The 14,456-nt window shown below is 59.1% G+C and carries 14 protein-coding genes; 4 read left to right on the top strand and 10 right to left on the bottom strand.

Annotation, left to right across the window (positions count from 1 at the left end):
* Positions 1-19: 19 nt before the first annotated feature.
* The 5 genes from lpxK to GS646_RS15355 all read right to left on the bottom strand — a co-directional run bounded on the left by lpxK (position 20) and on the right by GS646_RS15355 (position 6,055).
* Entirely contained in the window at positions 20-1,021 is a 1,002-nt protein-coding gene (gene lpxK, locus GS646_RS15375; RefSeq protein WP_171188612.1) for a tetraacyldisaccharide 4'-kinase, read from the bottom strand.
* Positions 1,008-2,246, bottom strand: a complete 1,239-nt coding sequence (locus GS646_RS15370; protein WP_171648357.1) for a 3-deoxy-D-manno-octulosonic acid transferase — start codon at positions 2,244-2,246, stop codon at positions 1,008-1,010. The genes lpxK and GS646_RS15370 overlap by 14 nt, the downstream gene beginning before the upstream one ends.
* Positions 2,243-3,043 (bottom strand): 3'(2'),5'-bisphosphate nucleotidase CysQ, encoded by an 801-nt coding sequence (locus tag GS646_RS15365; protein WP_171188614.1) that lies wholly within the window; start codon positions 3,041-3,043, stop codon positions 2,243-2,245. Before GS646_RS15365 ends, GS646_RS15370 begins: the two co-directional genes overlap by 4 nt.
* Positions 3,030-4,376: a TldD/PmbA family protein gene (locus tag GS646_RS15360; protein WP_171648360.1), complete on the bottom strand. Its 1,347-nt coding sequence runs from the start codon at positions 4,374-4,376 to the stop codon at positions 3,030-3,032. The genes GS646_RS15365 and GS646_RS15360 overlap by 14 nt, the downstream gene beginning before the upstream one ends.
* A 164-nt stretch (positions 4,377-4,540) precedes the next feature.
* Positions 4,541-6,055 carry a DUF2125 domain-containing protein gene (locus GS646_RS15355; RefSeq protein ID WP_171648362.1) on the bottom strand — a complete coding sequence of 505 codons (1,515 nt, stop codon included), beginning with the start codon at positions 6,053-6,055 and terminating at the stop codon, positions 4,541-4,543.
* 140 nt (positions 6,056-6,195) lie between these two features.
* Here GS646_RS15355 and GS646_RS15350 point away from each other — a divergent pair, with 140 nt between their 5' ends.
* The 3 genes from GS646_RS15350 to GS646_RS15340 are packed head-to-tail and all read left to right on the top strand — an operon-like array spanning position 6,196 to position 8,278.
* On the top strand, positions 6,196-6,939 hold the full coding sequence (locus GS646_RS15350) for an SDR family oxidoreductase (protein WP_171648364.1): 744 nt from the start codon (positions 6,196-6,198) through the stop codon (positions 6,937-6,939).
* Positions 6,936-7,544, top strand: a complete 609-nt coding sequence (locus GS646_RS15345) for an enoyl-CoA hydratase/isomerase family protein (RefSeq protein WP_171188618.1) — start codon at positions 6,936-6,938, stop codon at positions 7,542-7,544. Before GS646_RS15350 ends, GS646_RS15345 begins: the two co-directional genes overlap by 4 nt.
* Positions 7,541-8,278 carry a VOC family protein gene (locus GS646_RS15340; RefSeq protein ID WP_171188619.1) on the top strand — a complete coding sequence of 246 codons (738 nt, stop codon included), beginning with the start codon at positions 7,541-7,543 and terminating at the stop codon, positions 8,276-8,278. The genes GS646_RS15345 and GS646_RS15340 overlap by 4 nt, the downstream gene beginning before the upstream one ends.
* Here the strand turns inward: GS646_RS15340 and GS646_RS15335 are convergent, their stop codons facing one another.
* A complete protein-coding gene (locus GS646_RS15335) occupies positions 8,279-8,575 on the bottom strand; it encodes an HNH endonuclease (RefSeq protein ID WP_171188621.1) in 297 nt (98 codons plus the stop codon). It abuts the gene before it with no gap.
* 48 nt (positions 8,576-8,623) lie between these two features.
* Here GS646_RS15335 and GS646_RS15330 point away from each other — a divergent pair, with 48 nt between their 5' ends.
* Positions 8,624-9,808: a TIGR03862 family flavoprotein gene (locus GS646_RS15330; RefSeq protein WP_171188623.1), complete on the top strand. Its 1,185-nt coding sequence runs from the start codon at positions 8,624-8,626 to the stop codon at positions 9,806-9,808.
* Between the two features lies 1 nt (position 9,809).
* On the opposite strand, the gene holA is transcribed toward GS646_RS15330, so the two are convergent.
* From holA to GS646_RS15310, 4 genes are all read right to left on the bottom strand, one after another.
* Positions 9,810-10,838 carry a DNA polymerase III subunit delta gene (holA, locus tag GS646_RS15325; RefSeq protein WP_171648366.1) on the bottom strand — a complete coding sequence of 343 codons (1,029 nt, stop codon included), beginning with the start codon at positions 10,836-10,838 and terminating at the stop codon, positions 9,810-9,812.
* The gene (lptE, locus tag GS646_RS15320; protein ID WP_171095832.1) at positions 10,835-11,338 is read right to left on the bottom strand and encodes an LPS assembly lipoprotein LptE; all 504 of its coding nucleotides are present in this window, start codon (positions 11,336-11,338) and stop codon (positions 10,835-10,837) included. The genes holA and lptE overlap by 4 nt, the downstream gene beginning before the upstream one ends.
* Positions 11,325-13,859: a leucine--tRNA ligase gene (gene leuS, locus GS646_RS15315; RefSeq protein ID WP_171648368.1), complete on the bottom strand. Its 2,535-nt coding sequence runs from the start codon at positions 13,857-13,859 to the stop codon at positions 11,325-11,327. Before leuS ends, lptE begins: the two co-directional genes overlap by 14 nt.
* A 72-nt stretch (positions 13,860-13,931) precedes the next feature.
* Positions 13,932-14,417, bottom strand: coding sequence for a DUF3576 domain-containing protein (locus GS646_RS15310; RefSeq protein ID WP_171188751.1), 486 nt, complete (start codon positions 14,415-14,417; stop codon positions 13,932-13,934).
* Positions 14,418-14,456: the final 39 nt, after the last annotated feature.

Genomic DNA, 14,456 nt, shown 5'->3' with positions numbered 1-14,456 from the left:
CCAATGGGGTCGGCCGAACCTACTTAGGTGACGGGGCTACGGTTAGCAGCATTTCTTTCACCTTTTCGCCTTGCGGTATCTGCAGCCGGACCGGCAGCGTGATCACTTTGCTACGGAAAGCACGGGGCAGGCGCACAGCGTCTTTTTCGGTCGTAATCATCTGAGCCCCTAACATACGTGCTTCGTTTTCCAGCCGGGTCATCAGGGCCTGGGTCAGGGGCTGGTGATCGTCCAATGCTTCGGCCCGCACCAGCTCGACACCCAGACGGCGCAGGGTCTGAAAGAATTTTTCGGGATAGCCGATACCTGCAAAGGCCAGTGCGCGGGTCCCTGTCCAATCCATGCCGGTCTGCAAAGGTTCAATGTCTCCGGCGACATGCGGAACGGTTAGATGGGTGCTCCATTGCGAAGAAAACGCCTTCTGCGCGGCCTTATCGCCTAGTGACAGCACCAGATCGGCGCGTTGCAAGCCAACGTTCACAGGTTCGCGTAAAGGACCGGCGGGCAAGCAAAGCCCATTTCCAAATCCGCGTTGAGCATCGACAACGATGATGGAAAAATCTTTGGTGACCGAAGGGTTTTGAAACCCATCGTCCAGCACGATCACCGTCGCGCCCGCAGCCGCAGCCGCCCGAGCACCAGCGGCCCGGTCCTTGGCGACCCAAACCTCACCAAACATTGCCAGCAACAGCGGCTCATCTCCGACCTCGGCGGCGGTGTGTTTGGCAGGATCGACCAGCACCGGGCCTTCCAGCGACCCCCCATGCCCACGCGTGACGACATGTGGCTCGTGCCATGCATTTCTAAGCTGTTCGAGGGTCCAGATCACCGTAGGTGTCTTGCCAGTCCCACCGGCATTGAGGTTGCCGATACAGATCACCGGCACGCCCGGCTGTTCACCGACCTTTGAAGCGACCCTGCGGGCCGTGGCAGCGGCATAAAGATGACCGAACGGTGCCAGCAGACGCGCCCTGAAGTCCAGATGATCCGGCGCGGTGTTCCAAAAATCAGGTGCCCGCATGTTCCGCACTCCGCTGATCCAGAATATCCTGCACCATTTCGATCAGGGCATCTGCTTGTGGTGCGCCTTCGGTTATCATCTGCCATCCCGCCAATGCCATGCCTGCCGCAAGATCCGGTGCCAGAAGTTCGATCAGAGCATCCCCCAGTTCGGTTGCTGTCTTGACCTGTTTGGCAGCACCAGCCTGCCGCAGCTGAGAATACAAAGCGTCGTGGCGATGAACAAACGGCCCGTAAATAATAGCAGATCCCAATGCAATCGACTCAGAGGGATCACGACCGCCCGCGCCACGCTCCAGCGAACTGGCCATAAAAGTGACGGTGGACACGCGACACCACAGGCCCAGGTTTTCTGGGTCCGATGTCAGTATTACCTGCGTGGTATCTTCAATCTCTTCTCCGGCGTCCCAATTGACGCAGCGCAGGTCCATAGTTTCAAGCCGCCGTTTCAGCGGCCCGACCTCTAGTTCATCAGCCACGTGCAACACAAGGACAAGCCGGTGCAGCATGCGAAGGGCCTGCCGGTGTGCGGTCAGAACTGAGATAAATTCTTTGTCCTGAACCCAGGCCGCCAGCCAGACGGGTCGCCCGGCAAGGGTGTGATTGGTTTCAATCAGCTCGTCCTCGGGCCATGGCCTGGGGTTGGGGCTGATGCGCAGGGGAGGCGATTCATGGACTTTGGCGGATGGAATGCCCAGTCGGCGGATCTGGCGCGCTGTTTCTGGCGATGCAGTCATGACGTGTTGAAAACAGTCAAACGTCGCCCGCGTGATATCCGGCAACCAGCGTGCGCTTCGGGCTAAGGTAACGCTGAACTGAGCATCGAACAGAACCAGTGGGATGTTGTGTTCATCGGCTCGGGTCAGAATGTTCGGCATCAGATCACCGCCCACCCAAAGCCCCATAGACGGACGCCAGTGGTCCAGGAAGCCGCGCACAGCACCGCTTTGGTCCTGAGGCAGGTTGACCAGCAGGAAATCATGTTGCGGCCAGCTGTCCAAATCTGTGTCAGGAGGTGTTGTCAGGACGAAGTTCAGATCGGATCGAACTTGCAGCAACCGGTGGCAAAAATCGTTCACCGCGCGCAAACGACCCGGAGTGGCCACATGGACCCAGAGAAGCTCGCCTTCGGGACGTGGCAGGTTGGTATGTTGCCCGACGCTGTTGCGCATTCCCCATGACAGAACCCGGTAGGCCGCAAGGCTTAAAGATCGCGGTTTGCTCATGCTCCGATCCCGGGTCCGGTTGGATCCAGCCGTTTTGACAGCTCTTCGTGAAGCGTCGCATTCGCAGCGATAACACCGTTCAGCCTGGGGTGGGCATTGTTGAACACCAAGGGCTGCCCCGCCCGATCGGAACAGATACCGCCTGCCTCGCGGATGATCAGATCACCGGCGGCGATATCCCATTCCCAGCTGGGGCGCAGGGTCAGCATCGCATCGAACCGTCCCTGCGCGACCAGAGCCATGCGATAGGCCAGCGACGGTCGATAGGCGCGTTCGAAATGGGGCACATGCCCATCGCGCCAATGCCGCGTATCGAGATTTGGTTTGGCAGCCAGAATTTCCGAGCGCTGCAAGTCTGCAATGGCCGAGGTGGTGATCGTCTCACCATTCAGCGTAGCGCCCTTTCCTTGGGCGGCGGCATACAGCAGATCCCGCATCGGAAGGTAAACCACAGCAGCCGTCACCCGACCTTCATCGGCGACGGCAATGGAATGCGCCCAAGTGCGTGCGCCTTCGGCAAAGCTGCGGGTGCCGTCAATCGGATCGATGATGAAGGCACTGCGGCACTCCAGCCGTTCTGCCGTATCCTCAGATTCTTCGCTCAACCAACCATACCCTGGCCGAGCGGTGCGCAGCCGCTCCTCGAGCATCGCATTGACCGCCAGATCGGCCTCGGTCACCGGACCGGCGCCATCGGGTTTATCCCAGCGCTGCGCCTGCGTCCCGGAATACCGTGTGGCGATCTTGCCGGCCTCAAGCGCTGCGTCAATCAGCAGGGACAGGTCAGTTGCCGGCAAGTGTCATTCCTTCGATCAGCAACGACGGAACCACGCGCGACAGATATGGGCGGGCGTCATTGGCCGGAACAATCCGGCGCAGCATGTCGCGCAGGTTACCTGCGATGGTGCATTCATTGACCGGATGCGTGATTTCGCCGTTTTCCACCCAGAACCCAGAGGCCCCACGGGAATAGTCACCGGTGTTGGGGTTGATCGTCGATCCGATCATGGATGTGACCAGCAAGCCGGTGCCCATATCCCGCAACAGATCAGCGCGGGTTTGGTCGCCTTGCGTCAGGCTGAGGTTCCAGTTGCTGGGCGACGGCGGGCCGGACACGCCGCGCGCGGCGTTACCTGTCGACACCATGTCCAGCTTGCGGGCGCTGGACAGGTCCAGCGTCCAGCCGGTGAGGACACCGTTTTCTACAATCGCTCGACGCTGTGTCGGCAAGCCCTCGGCATCAAAAGGGCGCGAGCCCGAGATCCGCGGGCGATGGGGGTCTTCGATGATGGACAGGTGCGCGGGCAGAACCTCTTGACCCAGACAATCCTTCAGCCAGGACGCACCCCGCGCAATAGCCGCGCCATTACTGGCGGCCAGCATATGGCCGATAAGAGACGACGAGATGCGTTCATCAAACAACACTGGGAAACTGCCGGTTTCGGGCTTGCGTGCGCCAACCTGTTGTACGGCGCGTTCGCCTGCCGTGCGCCCGATTTCGTCGGCGCTGCGCAGATCGGACTGAAACGTCCGACTGTCGCCGTCGTAATCCCGTTCCATCCCGGTGCCTTCGCCCGAAATCGCAACGCAAGACACAGACCGGCTGCTGCGTTCGTATCCGCCGGCAAACCCATTTGTGGCTGCCAGATGCACGCGGTGGGTTCCATAGCTTGCCGCCGCATCTGAGACCTGAGTGACACCCGGCACAGCCATTGCTGCGGCTTCGGCTGTCAGAGCATCCTGCATCAGGGTTTCGGCGGATGGGGCGGGGGTTGGGTCCAGCATCTCAAGCGATTGCAAATCCCAGTCACTTACCAACTGGTCACTTTCTGCCAGCCCGGAAAAGGGATCTTCAGGGGCTTCTTTGGCCATGGCCACAGCGCGTTCAGCCATTGCGTGCAGGGTTTCCGGGCGGCTGTCGGAACTGGATACGATGGCAGACCGTTTACCCAGAAAAACCCGCAGCCCCAGATCTGTGCCTTCCGAGCGTTCCGCATGTTCCAGTGCGCCGCTGCGCACCTCAACCGCGACCGAGGAGCCGTCAAGCACGATGGCATCTGCTGCCTCCGCGCCTGCCTTGCGGGCCACATCAAGCAATTGCTGGCTGATTTCTTCTGGTGTGCGGGTCATGTGGCCTCCGGATTTATGTCCAACGACCTAGCCTTGGACCGCCCGTGTCGCAAGACCCGTGACCGGATTGTGTGATGAGGATTTTGAAGAACCCACCCGGTTACAGTGATTTTGGGTGGAAAACGTAAGAAAGGGCTGCAAGGTATGCAGCCCTTTTCCCAACTTTACTTAAGGCGCTGACCATTTGCCAGAATCTGGCCATCTTCGGTAAATTCGATGGTCGAGTTCAGTGTGTCGGGTTGTTCGCCCGGAACTGCCATCAGACCCATCATCATCCGGGCGCCCAAGGCGTCATTGTCCGAAATGATGCCCATGCCGATCAGGGTGTCGATCAACTGGTTGGCGCCGACAAGCTGAAGGTTCGCAACGCCGCTTGGGCTGGGCAGACCGTCAAATTCTTCGGTGTTCGAATTGTCGAACGCGAAATCGCCATCACCTGTCAGTTTCGCACCGACCAAAGACACCAGAAGCTCGTTGATTTTCAGAGAATGCAGCTCTCCCGGAGCTTCGTCTGACTCGATGTCGATTTCCGGATCAAAGATGTTCATCAGAACCTTTGCCGTTCCGGTTGCATCCAGGGCAATCGTTGCCGGATCACGCGGCAGCGCGCCTGCGGGGTCGAAAATGCCCCACAGCACGTCTGACATCGTGAAATCGGTCAGATTGAATCCCAACCCAAACGGCTGAACCTCGTCCGATTGCTGAACCGGGAACTCAAAGTTGAGCCCGGCCTTGGCCATTGAGATCTCAATCGGGAAGGGCAGGTCTGCGGTCGTCACCGCAAGTTTCGTGCTGTTTTGGTCGATATCATAGACCAGTTTCTGAGAGTCGATGGTAGCGGCAAAGCGTCCGCCTTCCGACGTACTGTTCATCGAGAACGCCTGACCTTCGCTGGTGCCGCTCAAGTCGGTGCTGCCCGAAGCGTAGGTAAAGATGCCGTCGAAGGCAAAACCGGCCTCGTAGAAGGACTGCGGATCCGAAAGGTCAATGTCTTTCGGAAACACGTTTTCGCCCTCGAACGCCAGTTGGTCCAGCTGACCATTGATCAATCCGGTTTCGCCACTTTCAGGATCCTGAAAATTCATGTTGTAGGTCAGGCTGGCTGCGTTGAACGTCTGGGTGAGATCGCGGTTTTCTGCAATCTGCATGCGTGAGCTGCCTGTCAGATCATTCGCCTCAACCGCCAGGTTAAAGACATCATCCGGGACCGCTTCGCCCTCGACCTCGATCGAGTCCAATACTACACCCAGCGTATCGGCGGTGTAGTCATAGGTCATGTCTTCGGGAGAGCCCGAAACCACCATGTTCAACTGTTTGTGAGTGTAGTTCACAGTCGCCGAAAAGTCGCCTTCCTCAGCCTGACCCGTGACGACCATTGGAAAGTTTTCCGGCACACCGACAGTCACTGTTCCGTCACCGTTTTCCGTCAGCGTCATCTCTGGCATGACCATTTGGAATTGCCCGTCCTCTTCGGGCAGTGCCAATGAAAGTGTCATGTTCGAAATGGTGGTTACGCGACCTGTCGAGCTTTCGTCGCCCGTGACGGTGTATCCCATCGAGGTGAAATAGCCTTGCCAATTGGCCCAGACATCATCAGCCGTCAGGTCGGCAAACGCACCCTGAATGGCTAAGGCATAGGCCAAAGCTGCACCGCAACTGCGGCGTAAGAAAACGGACATAAGGTAACCCTTCTTGATCAATTTGTGGCGCATGGTCGGGTTTGTGGCGGGTATCGTCAAGGGGGCAAGGGCTGGACCCTTTCCCCGTTTCCGCGCTACGGCTGTAGCCGACAGCAATTGCAGCGCGCGAGGAGGGGCAGATGCAGGGTAAAACGGTACTCATTACAGGGGCCAGCCGGGGAATCGGGGCCGAAGCGGGGCGCGTTTTTGCCGCGGCCGGGGCAAATGTCGCCTTGGTGGCACGTAGCCACGACCAGATCGACGCTTTGGCTGCTGCGCTGGGCGATCAGGCCATCGCGTTGGCGTGTGATGTCAGCGATTTTGCTCAGGTCGAACAGGCTGTGGCCACGTGCGTGGATCATTTCGGTGGGTTGGATGTTTTAATTGGTAATGCCGGTGTGATCGATCCGATCTTTCATCTCTCGAACGCGGATGTAGAGGCTTGGAGCAAGGCGATCGACATCAACCTTAAAGGTGTCTTTTACGGAATGCGCGCCGCGCTGCCGATCATGCGGGCCGCTGGCGGGGGAAGCATTCTGACCATCTCGTCCGGGGCGGCATCAAATCCGGTTGAAGCTTGGAGCCACTACTGCGCCTCCAAGGCCGGGGCTAAAATACTGACGGAATGTCTACATCTGGAAGAGGCCCATAACGGCATTCGCGCTATGGGCTTGTCACCGGGAACTGTGGCCACGGATATGCAGCGGTCGATCAAGGCCAGCGGCATCAATCCGGTCAGTCAACTGGATTGGGATGTGCACATTCCCGCAGACTGGCCCGCGCGGGCGCTGCTCTGGATGTGTTCCGATGATGCGGATGAGTTTTTGGGCACCGAAATCTCGCTGCGGTTGGAAGACATCCGCAAACGGGTTGGGCTGATATGATCGATCTGACCAAAGAGGATGGTCTTTGGATCACCAAGATCAACAACCCGGACAAAGCCAACGCTCTGACCGGGGCGATGCTGGCGGAACTGGCTGAGATCGTCGAAGCTGCGACTGAGGCAAAGGCGTTGATCCTGACAGGTGCAGGCAAGGTGTTCAGTGCCGGTGCCGATCTTGATGAGGCGCGCGCCGGTCTGGCCACGTCGGATGTCTGGGAGCGTCTGTCTGGCGCTATTGCGGCTTTGCCCTGCCTGACCGTTGCAGCGTTGAACGGAACCCTGGCTGGTGGGGCCAACGGGATGGCCCTGGCCTGCGATCTGCGTATCGCGGTGCCTTCGGCCAAATTCTTTTATCCTGTGATGAAACTGGGATTTCTGCCGCAACCCTCCGATCCCAAAAGGCTGGCGGCTTTGGTCGGACCGGCGCGCGCAAAGCTGATTCTGATGGCGGGTCAAAAGATCACCGCGCAAGAGGCTTATGCGTTTGGATTGGTAGACCGGATTGTCGAGGCTGATCACCTGATGCAAACCGCACGCGATCTGGTGGCCGATAGCGTCAACGCCGACCCAAAGATTGCCGCCGGAATCGCTAGGTTGTGTTCATGAGGACCTCTGCCCTGCGTCTGCGGGTCGATGATCCGCGCCAGTTGGCGGCCTTTTATCGAGACATTTTGGGCATGTCCGTCAGGGAAGAAGGCGCAAACGTTCGTGTAGGTTATGCGGGCGAGGATGCAGACCTTCTGTTGCTGCCCGACGGCGGTGGATACACGCATGACCGGGGCCAGCGTTATTGGAAAATCGGCATAACCGTACCGGATGTTGATCTTGCTGCGACCCATCTGCGCGCGCGGGGTGTTCCGGTAAGCGATCCGAACCAGTTCCTGGATATCGGCTACATGTGTCATCTGGCCGACCCTGAAGGCTTTGTCATCGAGCTGCTGCAACATGATTTCGAAGGCAACCGGCCTTTGCACGCTGCTGATCCCGATGCGCCGTTCGCGCAGGCGCGGATCGGTCAGATCACTTTGCGGACCGGGGACATCGCGGCTGAAGACGAGTTTTGGCGCGGGCAAGGCATGTCGTTGTTATCCATGCAAGACGTTGCGCCATACGGATTTGACCTGCATTTCTATGCCTTCACGCAGGAAACGCCTCCAAATCCCGATCTATGGTCGGTTGAAAACCGGGAATGGCTGTGGAAACGGCCCTATACAACGCTGGAATTTCAGCACGTTGCGGGGGCTCAGTTCGGGCCTGTGCCAGATTATCAGGGCATTGAAATCGAAGGCGTGCCTGAACCTCTGACTGACGCCTTTGGTGATCCGATCCTGCCGGGTTGATCACCGTCCGCGCCGTTTGCCTGGAACCTTTGACCGAAAGCCGGGTGGGCGTTTGCGAACCCAGTTCAGGAACTTTTCCAGCCTTGGATGCGCGCGCAGGGCTTCGACTGTGTTGAAATTGCGTGCCAGTTCGGCCTCGGTCAGGGTGGCGTGGACCTCTTTATGGCAGATCTGATGCAAAAGAACGGTTGGTCCGCCCTTGCCTCCTTTGAGTTTTGGGATCAGATGATGCAGGCTGCCGCCTCCGTCGGGGATCGGGCGGTCGCAGAGCGGGCAGATCGGATCGCTGTTCGTCATGATGGTTAGAAACTTGCGCCTGAAAGCGGCGAAGGCAAGAGGGTGTGAATGGCGCAGGCAGTGGTGATCGGAGCAGGCCCCGCCGGGTTGATGGCCGCTGAACAACTGGCCGCTGCAGGGCATTCCGTGCTGGTGGCCGAGGCCAAACCGTCAGTCGCGCGTAAGTTCCTGATGGCTGGAAAATCCGGGCTGAACCTGACCAAAGATGAGCCGTTCGGTACCTTGATCCGCGCATACGGCGAGGCTGCGGATTGGTTGAATCCGATGATTTCTGCTTTCGATTCCGAGGCAGTACAGCGCTGGGCGCGTGACTTGGGTCAGCCCTTGTTTACGGGTTCAACAGGCCGGGTTTTTCCCGAGGTTATGAAAGCCTCTCCCTTGTTGCGGGCCTGGCTGGCCCGGTTAAGCGATGCAAAGGTTGAGGTCAAAACCCGCTGGCGCTGGACAGGTTGGGAAGGCGAGGCGCTGATATTTAACACACCCGACGGGCCGCGCAGTATTTCACCAGATGCCACCGTACTGGCGCTGGGTGGGGCAAGCTGGGCACGCCTTGGCTCGGATGGTCAGTGGTCAGAGGCTCTTGCGAGCAGAGGTGTGGCTCTGGCTCCTTTCGAGCCTGCGAATTCTGCCCTGTCCGTGGATTGGAGCGACCATATGCGGCCGCATTTTGGGGCCGCGTTGAAATCGGTCCGTTGGATAGCAGGCGATTCTGAAAGTCGCGGGGAAGCCGCAATTTCTGCAAAGGGGCTGGAGGGCGGCGGGCTGTATTCGCTCACCCCAACCTTGCGTGCCGGACAGCCGTTGTTTGTGGATTTGGTGCCCGATCTGGATCAGCAAACCCTTGAGGCGCGCTATGGCGCGAAACGGTCGAAGGTTACAATGTCCCAATGGCTTAGAAAGTCGCTGAACCTATCGCCTCAGAAGGTTGCGTTGTTTCATGAGATGGTGAAACGCAGCGGCACAGGTCAACCAGATCAGATTGCAGTGTTAAAGAAACTGCCCATCCTGCACGCTGGTCTGCGCCCGATAGACGAAGCAATCTCGACAGCAGGGGGCGTAAAAAGGGCGTCATTGGATGACGGGCTGATGCTGACCGCGTTGCCGGGTGTGTTCTGCGCCGGAGAGATGTTGGACTGGGAGGCCCCGACAGGGGGTTATTTGCTGACAGCCTGCCTGGCCACGGGGCGTCGGGCTGGTCTGGCAGCCGCAGATTGGCTGGAAAAGACCCGGTAGTTCAACGTGATCGCGCCAGCATCGCAAGGCGGATCATGGCGCGTTCCACCAGGGCCATAGCGGGTGCCGTTTGACCCGCAGACCGAAGCGATAGATCCGTGTCGGTCAGAACCGTCAGCGCAGTTTCCAGCTTGGGTGCACCCCATCCCTGCGCCTGTCGCAGAATACGGTCCCGCCGCTTGCCATAAACCGGCGGGCGCAGCTTTCCGATACCTTGTGCCGCGCCGCCCGGATCCGAGGCGCAGGCATAAAGCGTGCGAAAATGGCGGGTGGCCCCAATGCACAATGTCACGCCATTTGTCCCTTGCGCCTGCAAGCGCCGGATCAATGGTCCGATATCGCCCGCGCGGCCTTCGGCCACTACGTTCAAAACTTCGTCCAAAGCAGCCTCGGTCGAGCGCGGGGCGCAAGCTTCGACGTCTTCGATGGTCAGTTCTGAACTGTCCCCGCGCTTGTAAAGCGACAGTTTCTCAACGGTTTGGGCGAAATCGCCAGGGCTGAGGCTGACGGCCAGCTCGCTGATGGCAGACATGACATCGCGGGGTATGTTCTTCAGGCCCGATTCGGTCAGAATCCGTTCCACCTCGGCGCGGGATGGCGGGTCGTCATAGATGCCTACCGCATAAGCCGCCGGATGTGCTTCGAACGCTTTGCGAATTTTCGAACTGGGTTTCAGCTGCCCGGCCGTGACGATGATCTGGGCGTCTCCGGGGGCCCAATCCTCAAGCGCAGCCAGTATCGAAGGTGCTGCGGTTTCGGTGGCCTCTTCGACAAATACCGCGCGGGGACCGGGAAAGAACCCAACGGCCTTGACGGCATCCAGCAACAACGCGGGATCGCCGCGCAGGTCGCTGCCGGGCAGGCGTGTCAGGCGCATTTCCTCTTCGGCACCGGGGCCAAGCAAAGCTGCCAGAACCTGCTGACGCTTGAGCGCGACCCGCATGGCATCTGCGCCATAGATCAGCAACCCGGTCTTGTCCGCGTCCGGCTTGGAGAAATATCCATCAGCCTCGCGCGGGCTCAGCTTCATGTGGCCAGATCCGGTGTTGCATTCAGTCGGTTCACGATCTGGCTCGACAGAATAACCATCAGGCGGTCTTTGGCGTCGCGCTCATCAGCCAGTGTGGAAACGGTTGAACCTGCGGCGGAGTAAGACACAAAGTCGGAGGCCGTGCCCGAGGCTACGATTTGTCCGGTTTCGTTGGACCGCAGCGTATACTGGGCCCGCCCGTCAATCGTGTACCGTTGCGTTTCATTCGTCGTGGTGATCGCGGCCCCACGCGTCACGGTCGTGACCCGCACGTCCAGTTTGTACGCGCTGACCGCACCGGCGCTGCGACCCAGTTGCTGTTCCAGATTCTGGACCAGAAGATAGCTGTCGACATTGTTCGGCTCGGACACTGCAACCTTACCGTATAACTGCGAACCCGTTCCACCGGGCGCATAGACCGGTTGGAAGCCACAGGCCGCGCCAAGGAAACAGGCGGCCAGCGGCATCAGCAAAAGGGTTCTGCGGTTAAACAACGACATTCACGATCCGACCTGGAACTACGATCACTTTCTTGGGCGCGTTACCATCCAGCGCCTTTTGCACAGCTTCGGTGCTGAGCGCGATTTTTTCAACCTCGTCCTTGGCCAGATCCTTGGAGACGCTGATTTCCGCACGACGCTTGCCGTTGATTTGGATCGGCAGGGTGACGGTGTCGTCGACCAACATCGCCTCATCGGCGACAGGCCACGCTGCGGTGGCCACCAGACCTTCGCCACCTAGCAGCTGCCAAAGCTCTTCAGACAGGTGCGGGGTCATCGGCGACATCAGTTGCGCCAGCGTTTTGGCTGCTTCGCGTTTGGCCGCGGTGCCAGCTTTGGACTTGGCCAGCGTGTTGGTGAAGGCATACAGCTTGGCGATCGATGCGTTGAAGCCAAAGGATTCGACGCCACCCGACACGTCGTGGATCGCCTTGTGCATTTCGCGCAGCAGGGCTTCGTCCTCGGCATTGGCCGGAACGTCCGACTCGGCGATTTCCGACGCGATGCGATGCACACGGCTGAGGTGCTTGAATGCAGCCTCAGCGCCCGATGCGGTCCATTCCACGTCCCGCTCGGGCGGCGAATCGGACAGCACGAACCAGCGCGCGGTGTCGGCACCGAAGGCCGAGATGATGCTGACCGGGTCCACCACGTTCTTCTTGGATTTCGACATCTTGGCCGAAGGGATAATCTCGACCTCAGTGCCATCAGCCAGCTTGCCGTCAGTCACATCCTCGGGCAGGTGATAGACGGGGCGGCCGTTTGCATCGCGAGTCTGGTAGATCTCATGCGTCACCATGCCTTGGGTGAACAGCGCATCGAACGGCTCGATAGCCTTTTTCGGCAGGTGACCGGTTGTGTTCATCGCACGTGCAAAGAATCGGGAATAGAGCAGGTGCAGAATCGCGTGCTCGATGCCGCCGATATACTGATCGACATTCATCCAGTATTCAGCTTCGGCCAGATCGGTGGGCGTCTCAGAACGCGGCGCAGTGAAACGGGCGAAATACCAAGACGAATCGACAAAGGTGTCCATCGTATCGGTTTCGCGCTTGGCCGGAGCCCCACATTTCGGGCAGGCACAGTCGCGCCAGGTCGGGTGGCGGTCCAACGGGTTGCCCGGTTTGTCGAATGTCACATCGTCGGGCAGGCGGACTGGCAGGTTTTCTTTCTTCTCGGGCACCACACCGCAGCTATCGCAGTGCACAACAGGAATCGGGCAGCCCCAATAGCGCTGGCGGCTGAGGCCCCAGTCACGCAGGCGGTATTTGGTGACGCCTTCGCCCCAACCGGCCTTTTCGGCGAAATCGACGGTGGCATTGATGGCCTCGTCGCCCGTTGCTTCGGTCAGGCCCGCGAAATGGTTCACCCAGCGGACTTTTTCGGTTTTTGGCGGAACGAAAGCGATTTTGTCGACCGGCGTGTCGTCGTCGAGCGCAAAGAACGTATCGACCACGGGCAGGCCATACTTGCGGCAGAAATCAAGGTCACGCTGATCGTGTGCCGGGCAGGCAAAGATTGCGCCGGTGCCGTAGTCCATCAGGATGAAGTTCGCGATCCAAACCGGCAGTTCCCAGTTCGGGTCCAGCGGGTGCTTGACGCGAATACCGGTGTCATAGCCCAGCTTTTCTGCCGTCTCGATGGCCTCTTCGGTGGTACCACCTTTGCGGCATTCGGCAACAAATTCAGCAACTTCTGGGTTTTCGGCCTCGAGCTGCTTGGCAATTGGATGATCCGGCGAGATACCAACAAAAGACGCGCCCAGCAGTGTGTCGGGACGAGTCGTGTAAACCGTGATTGGGTCGCCACCATCGGTGCGTTCAAACCCGAATTGCAGGCCGCGCGACTTGCCGATCCAGTTTTCCTGCATCAGGCGCACTTTGGTGGGCCAGTTGTCCAACGTGTCCAGCGCGTCGAGCAATTCTTCGGAATAATCCGAAATCTTGAAGAACCATTGCGTCAGTTCACGACGCTCGACCAATGCGCCCGAACGCCAGCCGCGTCCGTTTTCTACCTGTTCGTTGGCCAGAACGGTCATGTCGACCGGATCCCAGTTCACCACGGCGTTTTTGCGGTAAACCAGCCCGGCTTCGAGCATATCCAGAAACAACGCTTGCTGCTGGCCGTAATATTCAGGGTCGCAGGTGGCGAATTCACGAGACCAGTCGATGGACAGGCCCAAAGGCTTCATCTGCCCGCGCATGTCGGCGATGTTGCCGTAAGTCCAGTCTTTGGGGTGGCCACCAATGGCCATCGCGGCGTTTTCCGCAGGCATCCCGAAGGCGTCCCAGCCCATCGGGTGCAGCACGTTATGTCCTGTCGCCAGCTTGTGACGCGCAATCACGTCACCCATGGTGTAGTTGCGCACATGCCCCATATGGATTCGGCCCGAGGGGTAGGGGAACATCTCAAGCACATAATACTTTGGCTTGTCCGCCTTGTGGTTGGCGGTGAAGATTCCGGCCTTGTCCCAGGCCTCTTGCCATTTTGCTTCGATTTCGTTGGCCGAGTAGCGCGACATCGTGCGGTCCTTCGTGAATGAAAACGCCGGGTAGGAACCCGGCGTGGTATTAGTGTGATTTTCGGCGGGTTGCTAGAACTTGTTGTCCGCGATGCGTAGCTGGCGGGCACGAGACAGAATCGCATCCTCGACTGCACGCGTCGTCGCCGCGCTGACCGGAGAGCCTCCGCTGGATTGCAGGGCAACCGACAATGACCGTGCCGCAAGGGCCGGGTCGCTGATGTGAACCGTGGCCCTATAAGAGCGTCCTCCACCCGGTGGTGTGCCGTAACCCGTTACGATCACACCGGTAAATGGATCGACCTCTTGAACCGGCAGGAAGTTCAGCACATCAAGTGAAGCCGCCCACAGGTAGCGGTTCACATTTGTCACCTGCTCGGCTGTGCTGCGGTCGAAAATATCCCAAATCGTCGAGCGGTTAGGGTCATTCAACTCTCGCTCGTCGGAATTTCCGCCTGCGAGATTGGGCGTATAAGTCGTCGTGGCGCTTTGATTCTGCCCGCATGCCGAAATAGTGGCGGTCAGCATGATCAATCCCAAAATCGTCGGCAGGCGCATTGTAAACAGGTCCTGTTTCACTTGTTGTGCAGTATTCAA

Source organism: Ruegeria sp. HKCCD4315, assembly GCF_013112245.1.
In the GTDB taxonomy this organism is placed as follows: domain Bacteria; phylum Pseudomonadota; class Alphaproteobacteria; order Rhodobacterales; family Rhodobacteraceae; genus Ruegeria.
Note: the sequence above shows the minus strand (reverse complement) of the source record. Positions and strands in the feature narration are given on the sequence as shown.